18 protein-coding genes and 1 other RNA gene are annotated in these 21,093 nt (G+C 44.6%); all 19 read right to left on the bottom strand.

The annotated features are described in order from the left end of the window. Positions 1–10 precede the first annotated feature (10 nt). The 19 genes from purH to guaB all read right to left on the bottom strand — a co-directional run bounded on the left by purH (position 11) and on the right by guaB (position 21,070). Positions 11–1,537, bottom strand: a complete 1,527-nt coding sequence (gene purH / locus FGL80_RS05685) for a bifunctional phosphoribosylaminoimidazolecarboxamide formyltransferase/IMP cyclohydrolase (RefSeq protein ID WP_055308073.1) — start codon at positions 1,535–1,537, stop codon at positions 11–13. Further along, positions 1,534–2,124, bottom strand: a complete 591-nt coding sequence (gene purN, locus FGL80_RS05680) for a phosphoribosylglycinamide formyltransferase (protein ID WP_055308074.1) — start codon at positions 2,122–2,124, stop codon at positions 1,534–1,536. Before purN ends, purH begins: the two co-directional genes overlap by 4 nt. Then, complete coding sequence (gene purM, locus FGL80_RS05675; protein WP_055308075.1) at positions 2,118–3,155, bottom strand: phosphoribosylformylglycinamidine cyclo-ligase; 1,038 nt, start codon at positions 3,153–3,155, stop codon at positions 2,118–2,120. Before purM ends, purN begins: the two co-directional genes overlap by 7 nt. Further along, a complete protein-coding gene (gene purF / locus FGL80_RS05670) occupies positions 3,152–4,774 on the bottom strand; it encodes an amidophosphoribosyltransferase (RefSeq protein ID WP_055308076.1) in 1,623 nt (540 codons plus the stop codon). The genes purM and purF overlap by 4 nt, the downstream gene beginning before the upstream one ends. After that, positions 4,756–6,978 carry a phosphoribosylformylglycinamidine synthase subunit PurL gene (purL, locus tag FGL80_RS05665; protein ID WP_147001847.1) on the bottom strand — a complete coding sequence of 741 codons (2,223 nt, stop codon included), beginning with the start codon at positions 6,976–6,978 and terminating at the stop codon, positions 4,756–4,758. The genes purF and purL overlap by 19 nt, the downstream gene beginning before the upstream one ends. A 69-nt stretch (positions 6,979–7,047) precedes the next feature. Next, positions 7,048–7,716 carry a phosphoribosylformylglycinamidine synthase subunit PurQ gene (purQ, locus tag FGL80_RS05660; protein ID WP_010000306.1) on the bottom strand — a complete coding sequence of 223 codons (669 nt, stop codon included), beginning with the start codon at positions 7,714–7,716 and terminating at the stop codon, positions 7,048–7,050. Continuing rightward, on the bottom strand, positions 7,713–7,979 hold the full coding sequence (gene purS / locus FGL80_RS05655; protein WP_010006383.1) for a phosphoribosylformylglycinamidine synthase subunit PurS: 267 nt from the start codon (positions 7,977–7,979) through the stop codon (positions 7,713–7,715). The genes purQ and purS overlap by 4 nt, the downstream gene beginning before the upstream one ends. Before the next feature lie 11 nt (positions 7,980–7,990). Then, a complete protein-coding gene (locus FGL80_RS05650) occupies positions 7,991–8,734 on the bottom strand; it encodes a phosphoribosylaminoimidazolesuccinocarboxamide synthase (RefSeq protein ID WP_055308078.1) in 744 nt (247 codons plus the stop codon). Beyond that, positions 8,721–9,836 (bottom strand): 5-(carboxyamino)imidazole ribonucleotide synthase, encoded by a 1,116-nt coding sequence (purK, locus tag FGL80_RS05645; protein WP_055308079.1) that lies wholly within the window; start codon positions 9,834–9,836, stop codon positions 8,721–8,723. Before purK ends, FGL80_RS05650 begins: the two co-directional genes overlap by 14 nt. Next, a complete protein-coding gene (gene purE, locus FGL80_RS05640) occupies positions 9,833–10,318 on the bottom strand; it encodes a 5-(carboxyamino)imidazole ribonucleotide mutase (RefSeq protein WP_055308080.1) in 486 nt (161 codons plus the stop codon). Before purE ends, purK begins: the two co-directional genes overlap by 4 nt. 285 nt (positions 10,319–10,603) lie before the next feature. Beyond that, positions 10,604–12,079 carry an ABC transporter substrate-binding protein/permease gene (locus FGL80_RS05635; protein WP_055308081.1) on the bottom strand — a complete coding sequence of 492 codons (1,476 nt, stop codon included), beginning with the start codon at positions 12,077–12,079 and terminating at the stop codon, positions 10,604–10,606. A gap of 156 nt (positions 12,080–12,235) precedes the next feature. Beyond that, an RNA gene (gene rnpB, locus FGL80_RS05630) (RNase P RNA component class B) lies at positions 12,236–12,605 on the bottom strand. 49 nt (positions 12,606–12,654) lie between these two features. After that, positions 12,655–13,047, bottom strand: coding sequence for a cell division regulator GpsB (locus tag FGL80_RS05625; RefSeq protein ID WP_055308082.1), 393 nt, complete (start codon positions 13,045–13,047; stop codon positions 12,655–12,657). Positions 13,048–13,123: 76 nt separating this feature from the next. Further along, entirely contained in the window at positions 13,124–13,696 is a 573-nt protein-coding gene (locus FGL80_RS05620; RefSeq protein WP_029509183.1) for an SLOG family protein, read from the bottom strand. Positions 13,697–13,743: 47 nt separating this feature from the next. Continuing rightward, on the bottom strand, positions 13,744–15,936 hold the full coding sequence (locus tag FGL80_RS05615; protein ID WP_055308083.1) for a transglycosylase domain-containing protein: 2,193 nt from the start codon (positions 15,934–15,936) through the stop codon (positions 13,744–13,746). 24 nt (positions 15,937–15,960) lie between these two features. Next, positions 15,961–16,575, bottom strand: a complete 615-nt coding sequence (gene recU / locus FGL80_RS05610) for a Holliday junction resolvase RecU (RefSeq protein WP_029509181.1) — start codon at positions 16,573–16,575, stop codon at positions 15,961–15,963. Positions 16,576–17,303: 728 nt separating this feature from the next. After that, positions 17,304–18,851, bottom strand: a complete 1,548-nt coding sequence (guaA, locus tag FGL80_RS05605) for a glutamine-hydrolyzing GMP synthase (RefSeq protein WP_010000317.1) — start codon at positions 18,849–18,851, stop codon at positions 17,304–17,306. 42 nt (positions 18,852–18,893) lie between these two features. Then, positions 18,894–19,874, bottom strand: coding sequence for an IMP dehydrogenase (locus FGL80_RS05600; RefSeq protein ID WP_147001846.1), 981 nt, complete (start codon positions 19,872–19,874; stop codon positions 18,894–18,896). 23 nt (positions 19,875–19,897) lie between these two features. After that, a complete protein-coding gene (gene guaB, locus FGL80_RS05595) occupies positions 19,898–21,070 on the bottom strand; it encodes an IMP dehydrogenase (protein ID WP_055308085.1) in 1,173 nt (390 codons plus the stop codon). Between the last annotated feature and the right edge of the window lie 23 nt (positions 21,071–21,093).

Genomic DNA, 21,093 nt, shown 5'->3' with positions numbered 1-21,093 from the left:
CTTAAAAGGTTTAATGCTTAAAATGACGTGTACCGGAAAAGACTAGTACAATGCCCAATTCATCGGCTTTAGCAATCGAATCTTTATCCTTAATTGAACCACCTGGTTCAACAATCGCCTTGATCCCATGTTCGGCTGCATATTGGACCGAATCATCCATGGGGAAGAAAGCATCTGATGCCAAGACTGCTTCATCAAAGCCTGGCTTTGTTTCAGCTTTTTGAATCGCATAGACCACTGAGTCAATACGATTTGGCTGACCTGCCCCCATTCCCAAAGTTTGACCATCGCGCGCCACAATAATCGCGTTAGACTTCACGTGCTTGACAACTTTTTGCGCAAAAATCATCGCCCGTAGTTGTTCGGCTGTGGGTTGGGCCTTTGACACAACTTCAAAGTTTGTTTCAGCATCCGTATACAAATCACGTTCTTGCACCACAACGCCACCCAAAACAGACGTGACTTCTAACTTTTGTGGTACTGTCGTTGTAAATGGCACCGTCAACAAACGTAAGTTTTTCTTGGCTGACAAAATTTCAAAGGCTTCCGGTGTGAAACTTGGCGCAATAATGATTTCTAAGAAAATCGCGTGCATCTTTTCGGCCGTTGCGGCATCAACTTCACGGTTCAAAGCGACAATCCCACCAAAAATGGATACATCATCAGCGGAAAACGCCTTGTCCCAGGCTTCTTCCAAGGTTGACCCTTGCCCGATACCTGCTGGGTTCATGTGCTTCACAGTGACAACTGTTGTTTCGTCAAATTCAGCAATAATGCGCAAAGCGGCATCAGCATCGCGAATGTTGTTGTATGACAATTGCTTACCATGCAAAATGTTAGCATTCAGCACAGAATAAGCTTCTGGCAAAGCTGTCTTATAGGCCGCTGCCTTTTGATGTGGGTTTTCACCATAACGCATGTCATCAAACTTGTCGTATGGCAAAGTCAAGTTCTGAGGAAATTCTGTTGTCGTCAAATAATCCGCGATTAAGGCATCATACGCCGCTGTATGTTGGAACACTTTGGCAGCTAATGATTTTCGGTAATCCGCATCCACAGTGCCAGTTTGCAACTTGTCAATCACAACATCATAATCGGCTGGATCAACAATTGGCAAGACAGCTGCAAAGTTCTTGGCGGCAGAACGCAACATTGATGGGCCACCAATATCGATATTTTCAATGGCTTCAGCCTCTGTCACGCCATCTTTTTGAATCGTTGACTTAAAGGGATACAAGTTTACGATCACCATATCAATTGGTGTAATGTCAAATTCACTTAACTTGGCCATATGTTCTGGCAAATCACGACGTGCCAATAATCCTGCATGGACGCGGGGATGCAATGTCTTGACGCGACCATCTAACATTTCAGGAAAATCGGTGACGTCATCAATGGCAATCACGTCTAGTCCTGCTTCGGCAAGCACTTTATGGGTGCCACCCGTTGAAATCAATTCATAGCCTAAGGCAACCAACTTTTCAGCAAATGGTACCAAACCACTTTTATCAGAAACACTGAGTAATGCACGTGTCATTTTAAGAAAACTCCTTCGTTAAGTAACTGTTCTAAAGTATTGGGATATAAAACATGTTCGACCTGGTGGATTCGTGTTTCCAAATCCAACAACGTATCTTCTGGATAACGCGGAACGGCTTGTTGGGCAATAATTTGGCCCGTATCAATGCCGTTATCGACATAATGAACGGTCACTCCAGTCGTGTCAACGCCTGCCTCAAAAGCATCCAAGATACTGTGTCGGCCTGGAAAAGCGGGCAACATGGCTGGATGCAAATTGATAATTTTACCAGCATAGGCATCAATTAATTTTGGGGTCAAAATCCGCATATAGCCAGCCAGTAAAATACCATCAACTTGATCATCGGCCAGTTGGTCTAAAATCGCCTGCTCTGCTGCTGGCTTTGAGTCATACGATGAGTATTTGATAAAAATCGCCGGCACACCGAATAGTTTGGCTAAGTTTAAGGCCCCAGCTGATGACTTATCCACGATTAACCGCACAATTTCAGCATCTAAATGCCGTTGTAAAATGGCATCATACAAGGCTTGAAAATTAGTCCCTGTCCCCGACGCAAAAACGGCTAAGCGTACTTTTCTTACCATGGGGCGTCTCCTGAATAAACGACGCCAGCCCCAGCGTACGGCACCATTTCACCGATCACGTAAGCGGCTTGATCTTGCGCAGCCAATGCCGCTAATACCGCATCACGATGAGCAGGCTTCACAATCAAGACCATGCCCAACCCATTATTGAAAGTCAATAACATATCGTCAAGGGCAAGTTGCCCAGCGGCTTGTAACGTGTTGAAAATTGGCAAGATTGGCCATGAGCCCCAGTTGATTTGCGCTGAAAGTGTGGCCTCATAGGCGCGTGGTAGGTTTTCCGTCAAACCACCACCCGTAATGTGTGCCATCGCTTGCAACAAACCGGCTTCAACCAGTGGCCAAACAGGCTTGGCATATAGAGCGGTTGGTGTGAGTAAGGTTGTCTTGAGGTCTTCAGGTAATTGATTAAAGTCATCATCTGATTGAATGCCTAAGACATGGCGCACTAATGAGTAACCATTTGAGTGAATCCCAGACGATGGCAAACCAATCAAAACATCGCCAGCCGCTACATTTTGAGGATTTAAGAGTTGGTCTTGCTCAGCCACACCAACAGCAAATGCCGCCAAATCATAATGCTTAGGTGCATAAAGTCCTGGTAATTCTGCACTTTCACCACCAATTAATGCCATCCCTGAAGCTTTGGCAGCCTTGGCCACACCCGTGACAATTTCTGCCACGACTGCTGGTCGCATCTTATCCACGGCAAGATAATCCAACATAAATGCCGGCTTGGCCCCTTGGGCCAAAATATCGTTAGCCACCATCGCCACAAGATCTTGCCCAATGGTATCGTGTTTATCAGCCGCAATCGCTAGTAACAACTTTGTCCCGACACCATCAGCACCCGATACCAAGACAGGGTTTTGGTACTGATTACCTAAAGCAAAAGCTGCCCCAAAGCCGCCTAAGCCATCCAAAACTTGTGCATTATACGTATCAGCGACCGCATCTTTCATCAATTCGACGGCTTCTTCACCGGCTTTAATGTCGACGCCGGCTTGCTGATAAGCGTTTTGTTCGGTCATGCTTCTACTCCCTGAATTGTTTGTGAATCTAAATGAATCGTCCCATCAGCCATGATTTCTTCGTTGCGTAACGAAGCGACTTGGCGGGGATGGTATGTGGTCGTTGGTTCAGCAGTAAAGTCTACCGCACCCGTTGCCACAAAGTCAGCTAGACTGTCTTCATAATCATAAATTGGACTTGGGTAGTGACCGTCAAAATAAGCCGTTGTCAAACCAGTGCCCTCGCCATCGTAGGGTAAATCAATCGCCTTGACTAAAGCATCGACAGTCAAGAAACCAAGCGAATCCGCCTCAATCTTGTCGCGCATTTCATCTAACGTGTTATTGGCACCCATCAATTCTGCGGTGGTTTGCATATCAATCCCATAAAATGATGGGAATTTAAAGACTGGGCTAGCAATACGCACATGCACTGACTTCGCGCCGGCTTCTTTTAACATCCGTACAATAAACATTGAGGTTGTCCCACGGACAATTGAATCATCAACCAGCACAACATTTTTGCCACGAACAACATCTTTAACGGCACTTAACTTCATGCGGACGGCCCGCTCGCGCTTATCCTGAGTTGGTTCAATAAATGTTCGGGCAATATATTGGTTTTTTACCAAACCCATTTCATTGGGCAAGCCAGTTGCTTCCGCAAAACCAGCCGCTGCTGAAAGGCTTGAGTTCGGTACCCCAACCACAATATCTGCTTCCGGCACGGGTTGTTCTGCAGCAAGAGCCGCGCCCATACGCTTACGCGCCTTATGCACGTTGACGCCGTAAATAGTTGAGTCAGGTCGCGCAAAATAAATGTATTCCATCGAATCAATATTAAGTGTCGTCTTATCGGTGTAACGATCAATCGTTAAGCCGTTATCATCAATCGTAACCAATTCGCCAGGTTGCACATCACGGACAAAGCGTGCACCAGCAACATCCAAAGCAGCCGTCTCCGATGTGACCACATAATGACCATCAGGCATTTGTCCAATCACAAACGGCCGAAAAGCATGCGGATCTAAAGCGGCATATAGGCCATGTGGTGTGAGCAACAGATAAGCAAACCCACCGCGCACAATGTTCAAGGCTTCTTTCAACTTGTCCACAAACTTATCCGCCTTTGAGCGGCGAATCAAGTGCAACAAAATTTCTGAATCTGATGAACTTTGGAAAATAGCGCCCTCTTTCTCCAACCCTTGACGGAGTGACTTAGCATTCGTCAAATTCCCATTGTGTGCCAATGAAATTTGCATGTCGTGAAAATTCACCATCAAGGGTTGAATGTTTTCAATCCCGTGAGAACCAGCCGTTGCGTAACGGACATGCCCGATAGCACTTTCCCCAGCCAACGCTTCAATCCGCGTTGGATCACGGAAAACATCACTCAACAAGCCTAAGCCGCGTTCTTGCCAAAGATGTCCATCATGGTTGGACACGATGCCGGCACCTTCTTGACCACGGTGTTGCAAGGCGTGCAACCCGTAATAAGTCAATTGCGCAGCATCTTGTCGGCCCCAAACACCAAAAATCCCACATTCTTCGTTTAAGCTCCGCACATTGACACGTGCTGTTTCCGCCTGTCGCGCCAAATTAGCGGCCATTTCCTGTGCGGTTACGCTTGTAATTGCCATGAGATACTCTCCTGATAAACCTTTTGTGCTGCCTGACGTGACAACACAATTTCGTCGGTTGTTGTTGCCAAAACCACATCATCGCCGGTTGTGACGTCACCAATACGTGTGGCTAAATCGCCCGCCAAGGCTTCAAAAGCAGCCACTTTATCTGCCGCCACACTCACCACGAACCGGCTTGGTGTTTCGGCAAACAAATATGGTGTCGCTAAGTTTGTGTTGACATTGAAGCTCAATTGCCCAGCAAAACTGCTTTCCAACAACCCAACAATCAAACCACCTTCAGCCAAATCATGCGCGCTAGCCAGTAACTGTTGCCCAATTGCTTGACGGACAAGCGTTTGAGCAGCCATTTCTGCTGCATCATCAAATGCAAAGAGTTGGCCGTCAATCGTGCCTGTTTGCATTTTTTGGATTTCTGAACCGTTGAAACTAGCTTGTGTTGCCCCAATCACATAAATCACATCGCCGGCTTGCTTAAAGCCAATCGTCGTCGCAAGGTCAACGTTATCCAGTAACCCAACCATCCCAATCATTGGCGTTGGGTAGATGGCTTGACCATCTGTTTCGTTATAAAGCGAGACATTCCCCGAAATAATTGGTGTGTTGAGTTGCTTAGCCACCTCATTAATACCGGCAACCGCTTGATCTAATTCATAATACACTTCTGGATTATCTGGTGACCCAAAGTTCAAGCCATCCGTAATTCCAATTGGCAAAGCACCCGTTGCGACAATGTTACGGGCCGCTTCAGCGACTGCCATTTTTGCCCCAACACGGGGATTTAAGTACAAATAACGTGCATTGACATCGGTCGTCATGGCTAGCGCCTTCTTTGTGCCACGCACGCGCACCAAGCTGGCATCGCCACCAGGCTTAATAGCCGTATCCGCACGCACCATTGAATCAAAATGACGAAATAGACTGGCCTTTGAGGTAATCGTTGGCTGGGCCAACAGGTCAAGGATTGTCTGTTTGACATCAGACAAGTCAGGTTGATACTGATCGGCCGTAAAGGTTGCCAAACGCTTTGGTTCGGCCATTGGCAAATCTTGCTTTGGCGCATGTGTCAAAAAGTCAATCGGTACATCAGCGACAATTTCATCATTAAATGACAATACGTAGCGACCATTGTCTGTTACTTCACCAATCACCACGGCATCCAAATCCGCTTCATGGAACAAATCCAAAATGGCTTGTTCTTCACCGCGCTTAACCACCAACAACATGCGTTCTTGTGATTCTGACAACATCAGTTCATAAGGTGTCATGTGCGTTTCACGTTGCGGCACTTTATTCAAATTCAACGTAATACCCATGCCAGCTTTAGCGGCCATTTCAGAACTTGATGACAGCAGACCAGCGGCACCCATGTCCTGAATACCAACAATAATGTCGGAGTGTTCATGAACGGCTTTTAATGTCGCATCCATGACCAACTTTTCCAAGAAAGGATCTCCAACTTGGACTGCTGAACGATCTGATTCGTGTTCAGTTGAGAACTCTGCTGAGGCAAATGACGCCCCGTTAATCCCATCGCGACCAGTTTTGGCGCCAACATAGATAATCGCATTACCGACACCTTTGGCTTGACCGAGTTGCATGGCAGCTTGATCCATCAAACCCACCGCCATGACATTGACTAAAGGATTACCTGCGTAAACGTTGTCAAAACTGATTTCCCCACCGACTGTTGGAATGCCAATCGCGTTCCCATAACCGGCAATACCGGCAATCACACCATCAACAATGTGCTTCGTGTGCGCATTGTCTAATTCTCCAAAACGGAGTGAATCGAGTACAGCAATGGGTTGCGCACCCATTGAGAAAATATCACGCAGAATCCCACCAACACCAGTTGCCGCCCCTTCATAAGGTTCAACGAAACTTGGATGATTGTGACTTTCGGCCTTGAAAACGACCGCTTGACCATCACCAATGTCTAAAATACCTGCCCCTTCACCTGGTCCTTGCAAGACGCGTTCATTTGTTGACCAGAACTTACGTAAAATTGGCTTTGATTTCTTATACGACACGTGTTCAGACCACATGCCGGAAAAAATACCCGTTTCCGTATAGTTAGGGAGGCGTTTGAGTTCAGCAACGATCAAATCGTATTCTGCTTCAGTTAGTCCCCACTGTGTGTAAATTTTTGAATCACGAACTTGCTCAGGTGTGAGTTCGTTACTTGTGACTGTTGTCATGTTTTTTTGCCTTTCAATAAAACGTCAATAATTGCCAAACGGCATGTCCCGATGTTGTCTCAACCTCGTCTATGCGCGTGCCAAGATACCAGAAAGAATACTTTTGAAGAAGTTTTGACCATCAATGTTACCAGTCACAGCATCCACTGCCCGTTCAGGGTGTGGCATCATGCCAAAGACATTGCCCTGTTCATTCATGATCCCAGCGATATCGTTAGCTGACCCATTAGGATTTTCGACATAACGGAAGACTACTTGTTGATTTTCTTCCAACAGAGCCAAAGTGGCTTCATCGGCATAGTAATTGCCTTCACCATGCGCAATAGGAATCATAATCGTTTCTGCTGGATCATAAGCATTTGTAAAGGCAGTTTGTGCATTAGCGATGCTGAGTGGCACTTCATCACAGATAAAACCAGGGGTAGCATTAACCAATAATTGACCTGGCAACAAACCAGCCTCAGTTAAAATTTGGAAACCATTGCAAATCCCAACAATCAACTTCCCGTCATTGGCTGCTTGCGTCACTGCACTCATAATTGGTGAAAAACGGGCAATCGCCCCAGTTCGCAAGTAATCGCCATATGAAAAGCCACCTGGCAAAAAGATGGCATCAAAACCAGTTAAATCATTGGCTTTTGCGGAAATAATTTGCGCATCAACACCGAAATCTTGTAAAGCATAGAGCATATCAAAATCACAGTTTGAGCCAGGAAAACTAATTACTGCGGCCTTCATGCAGTCACCTCATCTTCAACTAAACTCAAATCAAAGCGATACGTTTCTGTATTTTGATTAATCAACAAAGCATCTGTAAAGCTTTCAACTTCTGCTGTCGCTGTATCAACATCCTTAGCATGCAACTTCACTTCAAAATACTTACCTTGGGCTACTTGTTCAACACCGGCGTAATCCATACGTTGGAGGGCTGCCTTGATAACTTCACCTTGTGGGTCCAAAATTGAGGGCTTATAAGTTACATAAATCTTTGCTAAATACATTTTTTCTCTCCTTAAATCGCTTCCTGTAATCGTGTGAGGACGTCGTGATAGCCAACAGTGACATCACCTGTGTGTTGCCGGAAAACATCTTTATCTAATGACTTACCAGTGGCAATATCCACTAAACGCATGTTGTCGGGTGATAATTCATCGGCTAAGACAATTTTGCCAGCGGCTGTACGGCCAAATTCCAGTTTGAAATCAACCAGGCGAATGCCAACTTGTTCAAAAAGCACGCTGAGTAACTGGTTAACATCTTGTGATTTTTGACGTAATTGGGCTAATTCAGCGGCAGTCGCATGACCCAACGCCAAAATCTGAGAATCATTCATGAAAGGGTCATCAAGCGCATCCGACTTGAAATAAAATTCTTGCACCACAGGCGTTAAGGTTTGCATCGGTGTGGCAGCAAACTTGCTGACAAAGTGTCCTGAGGCATAATTACGTGTCACAACTTCAATCGGCAAAATGTCTAAGGCTGTCACCAATTCATCGGTGGCTGAAATCGACTTCAAGTAGTGATTGTCAATCCCATGTCGCGTTAAATAGTCAAATAATAACTGGCTAATGGCACTATTAAGCTCCCCTTTACCAGTGATTGTTTCCTTGACTTTACCGTTTAAAGCAGTGGCTTGATCAAGATAATGCACCCATAAAATTTCTGGGTCATTGGTGGTATAAACCTGTTTGGCTTTACCCGTATATTTAAGAGTGGCTTGTGTAATCTCACGATTTTCAAATTCAACGCTGGCCATGTGTCTGACTCCATTCATATAGTTTCTGGCTATTATTATCACCAATCACCGTAATATGCCCCATTTTACGATCGCGTTTGATCGCTGCCTTGCCATAATCATGGAAATGCCATTCCGGATGATTGACGAAATCTTCACGTGCTTGCTGGATTTCATCGCCCAAAAGATTAAGCATGAGGGCTGGGGCTTGCGCGGTAATCACTGGTAGTGATAAGCCAGTAATACTGCGAATATGCCCTTCAAATTGGGAAATATTCGTTGCTTCAATGGTGTAATGTCCTGAGTTATGCGGGCGTGGCGCCAGTTCGTTGACCCAAACATGATCATCACTGACAAACAATTCAATGCCCAATACCCCACGTAAGGATAAGCTATTGGCGATACTCGTTGCGATTTGTTGGATCTTGGCTGTATCTGACGCACTTAACACGGCTGGGACAGCACTAGTTTTTAAAATATGATTGACATGGACGTTTTCAGCAATTGGCCAAAAGACTACGTGATCATTGGCGTCACGTGTCACCATGATACTCAATTCTTTTTTAAATGGGACGCGTTGTTCCAAAATCAGCGTGCCTGACGGAAAATCAGCTAGTAGTGTTGCAACATCTGCTTCATTCTCGACTGACCACTGACCGTGGCCATCATAACCACCACTGACAGTTTTTAAAATGGCTGGTAAGGTAATCCGACCAATCGCATCGGCAAATTCTTTGGCGGAATGAATGGCCATAAATTGCGCAACCGGCACCTTCGCCACATCACGGATAAATGTTTTTTCGGTTAAACGATTACTGGTAATTTCTAGTAATTTAGTCCCTTGTGGCACTAAATCAGCATGTTTCGCCAGTGCCGTCACGTCGACATTTTCAAATTCGTAGGTCAACACGTCACTGCGGGCAGCTAATTCATCGATTGCTGCTTGATCATCATAGGCGGCCACGATTTGAAAATCGGCTACTTGACCTGCCGGTGCAGCCTCCGTTGGATCAAGCACACCAACTTTATAGCCCATGGTCTTTGCGGCCAGTGCCATCATTTGGCCAAGTTGCCCACCGCCAATAATGCCGATGGTTGCCGGTGGCAAAATAAGATTGGTCATACGAGATCAGCCTCACTATCAATCGATTGTTGTGTTTGCTTGGCACGGAACGCCACCAAATTAGCCAAAATGGCTGGCTGTCCTTGCGCGACAATTTGCGCTGCTAAAATCGCTGCGTTCTTGGCGCCGGCTTCACCGATGGCCACTGTAGCGACTGGAATACCAGCTGGCATTTGCACAATTGACAAGAGCGAATCCAAACCATTGAGTGCCCGTGACTGCATCGGTACGCCAATAACTGGCACCAACGTATTGGCCGCTAACATACCAGGTAAATGCGCTGCACCACCAGCACCAGCAATGATCACTTGTAACCCATTGTCTTGTGCTGCTTGCCCAAAGGCTTGCAACTGCTCTGGCATGCGATGGGCTGAAATCACATGCTTTTCATAGGTGACGCCCAACATCTCTAATAATTTGACTGTTTGCTTCATTGTTGGCCAATCACTCGTTGATCCCATGACTACCGCGACTTGTGGCATAATATCCTCCATTGTTCGTGTTTTAACGATAATTCAATCTAACATTAATTATTCGTTCGTCTGCTATTTAAATTTAACAGAAAAAAGCGCAAAATAGTACGATTTTAAATAAGAAAATTCACACAAATAAAAAAAACGTTCGCTATACACGAACGTTACCGTTAATTTAAGCTTGATAAACGAACGTTTGCTTTGTAAGCGTTTCCATAACATCAAAACCTGAATATTCGTTTTCTATCTTGCAATCAAAAAACGGTTTGACATTTTGTCAAACCGTTTTGCACATTAGCGACTGGTACGTGCCATACGCTTTTCAGCATAACCTAGAGCACGACTAATCGTAAAGGTTAATACAAAGTAAATGAATGAAGCAATCAAAAGTGGGAAGAATGGCTTAAAGCTAGCCCCTTGTACCACCCCTGTTTGGAACATCAATTCGCCAACACCGATGACGGATACCACAGAACCTTCCTTAATGACTGTGACAAACTCGTTTCCCAAAGCAGGTAAGATATTCTTAACCGCTTGTGGTAAGACGATGAAACGCATCGTTTTGCGCTTTGACAGACCAAGCGACCTTGCGGCTTCTGTTTGGCCACCATCAATCGAGTTAATACCGGAACGAATAATTTCGGCAACATACGCAGCTGAATTCAAGCCCATTGCCAGTGAACCGGCGGCAAATGCTGATAAGTTTAAGCCAATCACTTGTGTCCCGAAGAAGACCATGAACGCTTGGACCAACAATGGTGTCCCACGAACATATTCAACGTAAACATTACCAATCACTCTTAAAATAAAGTTTGGTGACAACTTAAAGAGTGCTAAAATCGTTCCCAAAACAACCCCGATAATGACGGCAACTGCTGCTAAGGCCAGTGTGATCAAAGTCCCCTTGACAAACAAGTTACCATACTTTGCCCAGAATGATTGCTTGGCAAACATCAACGTGTTAGCTTCTTTTTTGAATTTATTGAGTTGACCAGAAGAGACCATTTGATCAATTGCAGTGTTGATTTTGGCTTGCAAAACTGGCGAATTCTTTGGCATGGCGATAGAAACCGCCCCTTCAGATTCGTTTGGTTTTGGATAAATAACCGCTAAGGCTTTATTTTGCTGCGCATACGCTTCTGAAATTGGATCATTTAAGACAATACCGGCAATCTTACCTGTAGACAATTGTGACACGAGATCAGGTACTTTTTGCAAACTAACCAACTTTGAATTTGGCATATTCTCTTGCACAAATGTTTCTTGGGTTGTCTGGCGTTGCGCCCCAACCTTCTTACCAGCAAAAGAACTCACATCAGTCGTAAACTGTGGGGCATTTTTCTTGAGAATCAACACCGTTTGTTTTGGTGACATATAAGGTTTTGAAAAGGCCACCACCTGTTCACGTTCTGGCGTCGCATTGATACCAGAAACAATGACGTCAATCTTACCCGTTTGCAACGCGCCGATTAAGCCATCAAAGCCCATTTCCTTGATTTGCATCTTAACGCCTAAATCTTTGGCGAGTTGCTTGGCCATGGCAACTTCAAAACCGACAATTTCATCACGACCATTGATTGTCGTGTGAAATTCAAACGGTGCATAATCAGCTGACATCCCGACAACTAAGACACCGTTCTTTTTAATTTTGGCATAAGTTGCATCCGTGTCATCCGCATGCGCTTTTGGCACAAAGACCAACAACGTTGGTATCAGCAACATCACGCTAACTAAAACCATTAGCATCCGCTTCATCTGTTTAAATTTCATATTTAAATCTCCCATCAACAATTAACGTAACTAATCATAACCCGATATGAATTTTTATGCAATGATTTTTTAGTGATATGCAACCATATCCTGTATATTGCCACTATTTTTGTATACAAAAAAAGACGCCACAATGTGACGTCACCTGATGTAAGCATCTATAGGCCATGTTTTGTTCCAGTGATATGCAGGTACATATCACCTTCGGTAATCATCTATCTAAGTTTGTCGCCAAACCATACCAACCATCGCTTCAGTTCGCTAGATTAGCCGCCCCTACCAAAAGTTTGGGTTGCCCGCTTGCGGGGTTTACCTCGTCTCAAACGCTAGCTTTCACTAACGTATACGTTTCTATGGCACCTTCGAGCCTATTAAGACATAGCCTAAGCCTTAGCCTGTTCGACCGCCGTGACATTACTGCCCCTGGGTTTATTCTTTATCCCAGCACAAACACTACAACCATCACAGGTTGTGCGAGCATGGACCTTCCTCACGTTAGAAATATAACGCGCAATTACCCAATGCTTACAAAAAAATAATCATTCATGATGATAATCGTCTGTAATTCTGACGATTTAAAGGTTTTCTGCCCCTGGACCAAAGACGGCACGTTCCAAGTTAGCAACACGCTTGATCAAATCAAGGTTTGTCACCACTTGTTCAGCCTTTGGTGATTCAACAACAGTTGCTTCAACAGCGACAGGTGCTTCTGGTGTAACCGGTTGTGCAGGTTGTACAGCAGCTTGTTGCTTCAATGCGACAAGTTGTTCTTGCGAAGCCTTCAAGGCTGTTTGCAAACGGGCAACTTCACCTTGCAACTGTTCAATACGACCAGTGAAGGCACCGTAATCTTTGATGATGTCATCCAAGAAACTGTCCACGTCTGCTGGGTCATAACCAACACCCATACGCTTTTGCTTAAAAACGCGCTCTAAAATGTCTTTTTGCGTGTATTTTACTTGTTCCACAAGTGCACACCTCATTTATTTTTTTACTTAATCTATATTACCAATAAAACGCGTCATTGACAAGAAAATTGCATGACTATTCTGGAAATGCTTGATTTTCGGCCAATTTCTCTTCATATTCGGTCGCATATTCTTGCAAGCTATACATATCAATCGTCGTTAATGGATATGGCATGGTGGCTTGTTGCTGCTCAATAGCTTGTAAGTCATACCGTGTTTTACCTTCAAAATCCGGATCGTAAACTAACAGCGCGGCATCCGTATGCGATAGCATAAATTTTTGGTAATTCTTTAATTGTTGCGGCCCTTGATATGGCGCTTGCGAAACGCTATCCACAAAATCACACTGTGCTGCTAATTGCCGCAACTGCGCTTGATTATTTTCTTGCCATTGTTGCCCAAATTGTTGAAATGGATACATCATCGCCACTTTTAATTGGGGAAATTCTGCTTTCAGACTCAGTGCGACAGCCACACTCCACTGTTCCACCCCCAGTTGGCCACCAGTAATCACCCATTCCAATCCCAGATCGAGTTGCTGACGGATCACTTGTTCCAGGGCGTATTTTACCACCGTAATTTTGGGGTCTTTTTCACCAAATGTACCGATTTCATAGCTACGATAGCCTGTTACCCATAATCTTGACATAAACCCTCTCTAAAATAAAAAACCTGCTCACGCAAGTTTTTTTGATACTAGTTGTTGCTGTTTGACGAACCAACCGAGGCAGCGCCAGCTGGAATACCAGCTTCACTTGGTGTTTCGCCAGACTGTGATGCAGATGTCACCGTTGGCAAACCACCATTACTCCACTTCGCATTTTTCACTTCATATTCCACAATGTTACCATTGATTTTTGGTGTGACCGTATCCGGCATCTTCCAATCCGAGTTCGGCTTGTTTTGCATCGCATATGACATCACCTTTTGATAGTATTGTGCTGGCAAATCTTGGTATGTCCAAGGAATATAACCTTGAGAATTGTCATCATACCCAGTCCATACTGACAAGACATAAGATCTTGTGAAACCAGTAAACCAAGCATCTTTAATGGCACGATCCGGCATTTGTTCTCCTGGACCGAAACCAACTAAACCAGACTTACCGGCTTGATGTAGGCCAGGAATCATCGCATCAGCCGCCGTCGCATTTGGCTTAATGACGCCCTTCATCATGTCAGTCAACATAAAGGCCGTACTTGGCTTCATTGCCCGCTTACCCGACACACTGTAGTTATGGGTCGTCCCATCCGCAGTCACAACCTTTGAAATATAGGTTGGTTTGTAGTACGTACCACCATTGGCGATAGCCCCAAACGCACCGGCTTCTTGAACTGTTGACAGTGACATACCAATCGCATCTTGACCACCAGGGATCTTATTCAATTGAATACCCATCGCACTCATAAACTTAGAAGCATTTTCACCACCAACTTCTTCCAAGGCATGTACGGCAGGAATGTTTCGTGATTGGGTTAAAGCAGTACGCATGGTGATGTTGCCCATGTATTTCCCATCCCAATCCGTGACATCATGATTTGTCCCAGGGTACTTATACTTTTTATCTTCAACTGTCCGATAAGTCGGCCAGTTGAGATACTCAATGGCTGGGCCATAGTCCAACAACGGTTTAATGGATGAACCAGATGAGCGACCAGTCAAAGTCGCGTGGTTCGTCCCAAAAAGAATGTCTTGATTACGACCACCAATTTGCGCCACGATATGTCCGTTATTCGGATCAGTCATTGTCGCCCCGATTTGCGTATTCTTTGATGGAAAAGCAATTGAATTGCCATTGGCTAAATCATACATCTTTTGTTGCAAATCAGAATCTAAATTCGTATAAATCTTGAGACCAGGTTTTGACGTGTCATACCCCAATGCCTTGGCTTCAATAAGCGCAGATTGTACGTAACCATCAACGGTTTTACGACCAGCATTGGCCATTTGTGTCTTAGCTGTGATATCTTGTAGGCCATCACTAATCGGCACTTTCTTGGCATCATCGGCTTGCTTTTGGCTAATAGCGCCATACTTCACCATTGCATCTAGGACCGTATCACGACGAGTCTTAGCAGCCGTCGTATCTTTCAGGTACGGATCATAGTTTGTTGGTGATTGTGGCATCCCCGCAAGCAAAGCCAGTTGTGGCAAAGAAAGTTCAGTTAACGGCTTCCCATAAAAATATTCAGCCGCCGTTTTCATCCCAGAAATGCCATGTCCCATGTACACTTTGTTCATATAGAAAGTGAGGATTTCATCTTTTGAGAAATTCTTTTCCACCCGCATAGCTAACCAGGCTTCTTGCGCTTTACGCTTTAAGGTCTGATCAGCAGTTGAGGTACTAAACACTGATAATTTCACCAGTTGCTGGGTTAAGGTTGACCCACCCTGCATCCCTAATGCTGAACCACGTAAGTTAGCTAAAGCAGCACCGGCAATTCGAATGGGATCAACACCACCGTGTTTATAGAAGCGCCGATCTTCAATCGACACCACCGCTTCTTTTAAGGTTTTCGGAATTTCATTAGAATTTGCGTAATTCCGTTGCACCGTTGATAATTTCCAAATCGGATTACCTTGATCGTCATAAACCGCGCTGGAATTTTCAGAGGCTAAGTTTGATTCAGTGATATTAGGCGCTTCATTCGCATAAGTAAAGAAGACGGCTGCACCTGCTAGTGCTCCGATAAACCCTAAGGTTAAGAGCCATAAAAAGACGGTTAAGAGGATCCGTCGCCAAGATTTACGCTTCTTTGGTGGCTTTGAACCGCCCGTTCCACCCCTTTTGTCGTGATGCGGAGGAATCGTTGGGGGCTCAGTTGCAGGATGATTATCATACAAATTTTGATTACGATTCACACGTGACCATTGGTTATCATTTGCCATAATTATTGGGCGTACTCCTAAATGTTAGTCTAGCTGTTGAAAATATTGGTCAACTGCTTTTAAATAATCCAAACTGGGGTTCAGGCTGTGTGGGACTCTAAAACCATCACGCACGATTGCTTGATACGGAATTGATTGTTTACCTTGCAGGCGTTGCCACTGTTCAATTAAGTATCTGGCCGGATAGACGTAAGTTTCATCTAACGTTGTAAACTTAATTAAAACAAAGCCGATCCCATTTTGTGCCAACACTTGTGCCAAATGCACAATTTGATGTTCATGAAAATTTTTCAACGGAAAAGACGTCTTATTTTTTGTCTCTTTCGCATCAAAATCAAGATACCGACCCTGATATACACCGTTATAATCAGTTGTCGATGCTTGCTTAAAATAAGCCTCGGTAATCTTGGCGGCAGCACGAGCGGGATAGTCCACTTTCACAATCGTAATTGGGGTTGGCTTTTTATGTATGACAGCCAGCTTGTTCGCTAAGTAATAGGCATTTGCGAGGTTAATCTCTTCTTCTAACCCCATGCCACGTTTACCAAACGTTAAGGCCTTTTTAGTTGTCTTCCCAACCCGAACTTGATTGGCTGCTGTTGCGGTACGTCGAATACCAGCAGGATAATGAATCGCCATAAATGCCCTCAGATTATTTTGCACTATATACCTACCTATTTTACCATAAATCAAGACAATACAAGCGATATCGACCAGTATTATCAAAAGGCTGATATATTTTTAACGTATTGCTTTGACTGACCATCACATATAAAAAGACCCCAGCAAACAGCAGCTATTGGTCAATAAGCTGAAAGGAGATAGGTAGGATTAAATCATGTTCTTAAGCTATCTGCTGGGGTAGCAGCAATATGAATCACGCCATCGCTACACAGTTATTATACCGCAGAGATGATAATACTTGTAAAAATTGACTTCTCAATTTTTTACAATACAAAAAACGCCAGGTACTCAATAACATCAAGTACCTGGCGCATGATAGTTTTAAAACCCAGCACACCCCTAAGACATCTTTCACAAATCGTTTTTTGATAACGTCTCAAATAAAATATATGGAAAATAAAAATATATGGAAAAAATTGCTTTGCAGCATACTAAATAAAACAAAAAGACGGTTTATGCTGGGTTAGCGCAGCGTCGCGCTACAAGTAAAATATATCACAATTTCATTATTTTTGTCAAACCTTTATCAAAATGTGATAATCCCCCATAATCGTGGTTTAGTTTAATCAAAAAGGTCACGTACAGACATGCTGTACGTGACCTTAAATGATACTTTTAATTAAAGCTCATGTCCCCAAATGTCCCCAAAAACGCCTGTAACCCGCGTTATTAGGAAACTATTTTTATTCCCATTCAACGGTAGCTGGTGGCTTAGCCGTGATGTCATAGACAACGCGGTTAATGTGCCCCACTTCATTGACAATGCGGGCAGAAATCTTTTGCAACAATTCCCATGGCAATTGTGCAAAGTCGGCTGTCATGCCATCAACTGACGTAATGGCACGAATCGCGATTGTATAATCGTATGTGCGATAGTCGCCCATCACACCAACTGAACGCACGCCAGTCAACACAGTAAAGTATTGCCAAACGTCACCTTCAAGCCCAGCCTTAGCGATTTCATCGCGTAGGATCCAATCTGATTCACGGACGATTTCAAGCTTATCTTCCGTGATATCACCTAAGATACGAATACCCAAACCAGGACCTGGGAATGGCTGACGCCATACCATTTCATGTGGCATATCCAAAGCTTCACCCAACTCACGAACTTCATCCTTGAACAGCGTGTTCAATGGTTCAATCAACTGGAATTGCATATCTTCTGGCAAACCACCCACGTTGTGGTGTGACTTGATTGTTTGAGCTGTGTCAGTACCTGATTCAATCACATCAGTATACAAAGTACCTTGCGCCAAGAAGTCGATGTCTTTGAGCTTAGCTGCTTCATCATTAAAGACTTCAATGAATTCATTTCCAATGATCTTACGCTTTTGTTCTGGATCAGTGACGCCAGCCAACTTTGATAAGAAACGTTCTTGGGCATCAACTTTAATGATGTTCAAACCAAATTGCTTGCCCATCATTTCCATCACTTGTGCTGCTTCATTCTTACGCAACAAACCGTGATCCACAAAGATTGATGTCAATTGGTCGCCAATTGCTTTATGCAACAAAACGCCGACAACTGATGAATCCACCCCACCAGATAGACCGAGCAAAACTTTCTTGTCGCCGACCACTTCACGAATACGTGCAATTTGTTCGTCGATGAAGCCACTCATATCCCAGTTTGCTTCCGCACCAGCAATGTCAAACACAAAATTGTGCAAAATTTGCTTACCATGTTCAGATAAGGTTGTTTCGGCGTGGAATTGTACACCATACAGACGACGTTCATCGTTGGCAATCGCTGCAATCGGTGTCTTATCAGAACCACCAGCGACAACAAAGCCTTCTGGCAAAGCCACAACGTTATCTGAATGGCTCATCAAGACCGTTTGATCTGCTGGTGTGTTGGCAAACAACAAGCCAGCTGTATCTGTTTGGTGTAAGACTGTTTGACCAAATTCCCCGTTACCAGGGTTTGCTTCAACTTTACCACCCAAGTTCTGAGCCATGAGTTGCATCCCGTAGCAGACACCCAATACTGGAATACCCAATTCAAAGATGTCATTATCAATCGTAAAAGCATCTTCTTCGTAGACCGACTTAGGGCCACCAGACAAGATAATTGCTTTTGGATTATAGGCCTTCACTTCATCGGCAGTCATGTTACGTGACTTTAATTCAGAAAAAACACCCATTTCACGAATGCGGCGGGTAATCAGTTGGTTATATTGGCTACCGTAGTCTAGTACAAGAACTTTATCGGCGTTTACATTAGCCATGCATTATACTCCCTTTTATCCATTATGCGCCTTTGCGCGAATTTATTGCGCGTAATTTGGCGCGATTTTAGTAATTTCAACATCGTGTGGATGTGATTCGCGCAGACCATTATCCGTAATTTGAACAAATTGTGCCGTTAACTTAAGGTCGACAATCGTTGATGAACCAGTATAGCCCATCCCCGCACGCAAACCACCGTCTGCTTGGAAAATCGCATCATCAATTGACATGTCGCCACCGGCAAATGTACCGTCTGCTTCTAGTACTTCACCTTTCAGTAAATCAGCTACCAAAATGGCGTCAGCACCAGCAGAAATAGCTTTCACAACATCCCCTGAATAGTGTACGCCACCAGTGGCAATCACTGCCTTATCATAGTCAGCTGCTACTTCAGCAATGGCCATTGTCGTCGTCAAGAATGGGTACAAGGCGTTGTTTGGTAGTTGTGAATCGACTGAACGACCAGCAATCACGGCATCGACACCGTCTTGATAAAGCGCACCAGCAATACCTTGATCTTCAACCACCCCAACGGCAATAAATGTCGTTGGAAAGGCTTTGCGTACTACTTTAACAATATCATTTGTTTCTTTGTCCAAGCCTGCTTGCAAGTAGAAGAAAATCGCATCAGCATCAGCTGCAACTAGTTCGGCTACGCGTTCTTGCGCCCCAGTTGTCAACCAAACTTCAGCCGCAACACGTACGCGACCTTGTGCATCCAAAAAGGCTTTTGGATACTTATCCAAGTCAACCACCGTTGCTTTAGCAGCCGCAACCGCAGCCGCTTGTGCGGCAATATCTTCTTGTTCGGCAATGACGCCAAGACCACCATTTAACGCAGTTGCAGCAACACGGCTATCCGTGACTGTGCCATTAGCTTCTGCAATCAGTGGGATATTGAGTGTAAAGTTATCTGCAAGTTGTGTCGCCAATGACACGGTATGTGGCAAAACATTTGATGCACCAGGCACTAGCAAGACTTGATCATAGCCTAGGCCCATAATTTCAGTATTTTCAGACATGTTTTTTCTCCGTGAATTTGTCATTAAAAGGTTGGGATCGTGATCGTCTTTTTCACGTTTTCACGTTCTGCTTCATAATCAATTACTTGGATATCACGCGTAATTCGGTGGCCCTTTGTCAAGTCATCGATTGATTGTTCACCAACTTTGGCCATTTCTTCACGAATTTCTGCCATCATTGTCCCTAACACATCAGCCAAAGCACCCTTATAGGCCACGCGCGCTTCAATACCTTCGGGTACCATTTTCTTGGCTTCATTGACTTCACCTTGGAAATAACGATCCTTTGAACCGGCTTCCATGGCTGCAATTGACCCCATCCCACGGTATGTCTTATATTGCTTACCGTTATCTTCAAAGACTTCTCCTGGTGTTTCTGCTGTCCCAGAAAACATTGAGCCAAGCATCACAGCATTACCACCAGAAGCCAAAGCTTTAATAATATCTTTCGCCGTCTTGGCCCCACCATCAGCGATGATTGACTTGCCACGACGAGCACCTTCTTCAGCAGCATCACGAACTGCTGAAAGTTGTGGGACACCGATACCAGCAACGACACGGGTTGTGCAGATTGAACCGGGGCCAATACCAACTTTAACCACGTCAGCACCAGCTTCATACAAAGCAGCTGCACCAGCAGTTGTGGCAATATTACCCGCAATAATGTTTAATTCTGGAAAGGCCTCACGCACTTCAGAAACCTTACGCAACACACCTTCAGAATGACCATGTGCTGAGTCCAAAACAATCGCATCAACACCGGCAGCAACCATCGCTTCAACACGCTTGACTGTATCTGACGTCACACCGACAGCACCTGCCACTAGCAAACGACCTTGGGCATCAACCGCAGCATTAGGGAACGCCGCCTGATCAAAAGTAGCCGTTTTAACGGCACGAATTTCATCTGCTTGTTCTGCAATAGTCATATTCTTATGCACAACACCTAAGCCGCCTAACTTCGCCAATTCTGTCGCAAAACGGGCTTCTGTGACTGTGTCCATTGCAGCTGAAATCAAAGGCAATTGTAACTTTAACGTTGGTGTCAACACCGTGCTGACTGATACATCTTCTGGTTGGATTTGCGCATTTGCATCATAAACCAACTTCATATCATCAAAAGTTAAGCCCATCTTGGCAAACTTATTGCGTGCGCTGAACTTAGGCTTTTCGTCGTCTAAGAAAAATTTTTGCATGAGATCCTCCGATTTTAAACGTG

It is taken from the genome of Leuconostoc lactis (assembly GCF_007954625.1).
GTDB lineage: Bacteria > Bacillota > Bacilli > Lactobacillales > Lactobacillaceae > Leuconostoc > Leuconostoc lactis_A.
The sequence above is the reverse complement of the archived record's forward strand: the minus strand, read 5'-3'. Positions and strand labels throughout refer to the sequence as shown.

Bases quoted from the DNA above. Each gene is read 5' to 3' on its own strand.
- purH (WP_055308073.1), bottom strand. From the start codon at position 1,537: ATGACACGTGCATTACTCAGTGTTTCTGATAAAAGTGGTTTGGTACCA.
- purN (WP_055308074.1), bottom strand. From the start codon at position 2,124: ATGGTAAGAAAAGTACGCTTAGCCGTTTTTGCGTCGGGGACAGGGACT.
- purM (WP_055308075.1), bottom strand. From the start codon at position 3,155: ATGACCGAACAAAACGCTTATCAGCAAGCCGGCGTCGACATTAAAGCC.
- purF (WP_055308076.1), bottom strand. From the start codon at position 4,774: ATGGCAATTACAAGCGTAACCGCACAGGAAATGGCCGCTAATTTGGCG.
- purL (WP_147001847.1), bottom strand. From the start codon at position 6,978: ATGACAACAGTCACAAGTAACGAACTCACACCTGAGCAAGTTCGTGAT.
- purQ (WP_010000306.1), bottom strand. From the start codon at position 7,716: ATGAAGGCCGCAGTAATTAGTTTTCCTGGCTCAAACTGTGATTTTGAT.
- purS (WP_010006383.1), bottom strand. From the start codon at position 7,979: ATGTATTTAGCAAAGATTTATGTAACTTATAAGCCCTCAATTTTGGAC.
- FGL80_RS05650 (WP_055308078.1), bottom strand. From the start codon at position 8,734: ATGGCCAGCGTTGAATTTGAAAATCGTGAGATTACACAAGCCACTCTT.
- purK (WP_055308079.1), bottom strand. From the start codon at position 9,836: ATGACCAATCTTATTTTGCCACCGGCAACCATCGGCATTATTGGCGGT.
- purE (WP_055308080.1), bottom strand. From the start codon at position 10,318: ATGCCACAAGTCGCGGTAGTCATGGGATCAACGAGTGATTGGCCAACA.
- FGL80_RS05635 (WP_055308081.1), bottom strand. From the start codon at position 12,079: ATGAAATTTAAACAGATGAAGCGGATGCTAATGGTTTTAGTTAGCGTG.
- FGL80_RS05620 (WP_029509183.1), bottom strand. From the start codon at position 13,696: ATGTCAAGATTATGGGTAACAGGCTATCGTAGCTATGAAATCGGTACA.
- FGL80_RS05615 (WP_055308083.1), bottom strand. From the start codon at position 15,936: ATGGCAAATGATAACCAATGGTCACGTGTGAATCGTAATCAAAATTTG.
- recU (WP_029509181.1), bottom strand. From the start codon at position 16,575: ATGGCGATTCATTATCCTGCTGGTATTCGACGTACCGCAACAGCAGCC.
- guaA (WP_010000317.1), bottom strand. From the start codon at position 18,851: ATGGCTAATGTAAACGCCGATAAAGTTCTTGTACTAGACTACGGTAGC.
- FGL80_RS05600 (WP_147001846.1), bottom strand. From the start codon at position 19,874: ATGTCTGAAAATACTGAAATTATGGGCCTAGGCTATGATCAAGTCTTG.
- guaB (WP_055308085.1), bottom strand. From the start codon at position 21,070: ATGCAAAAATTTTTCTTAGACGACGAAAAGCCTAAGTTCAGCGCACGC.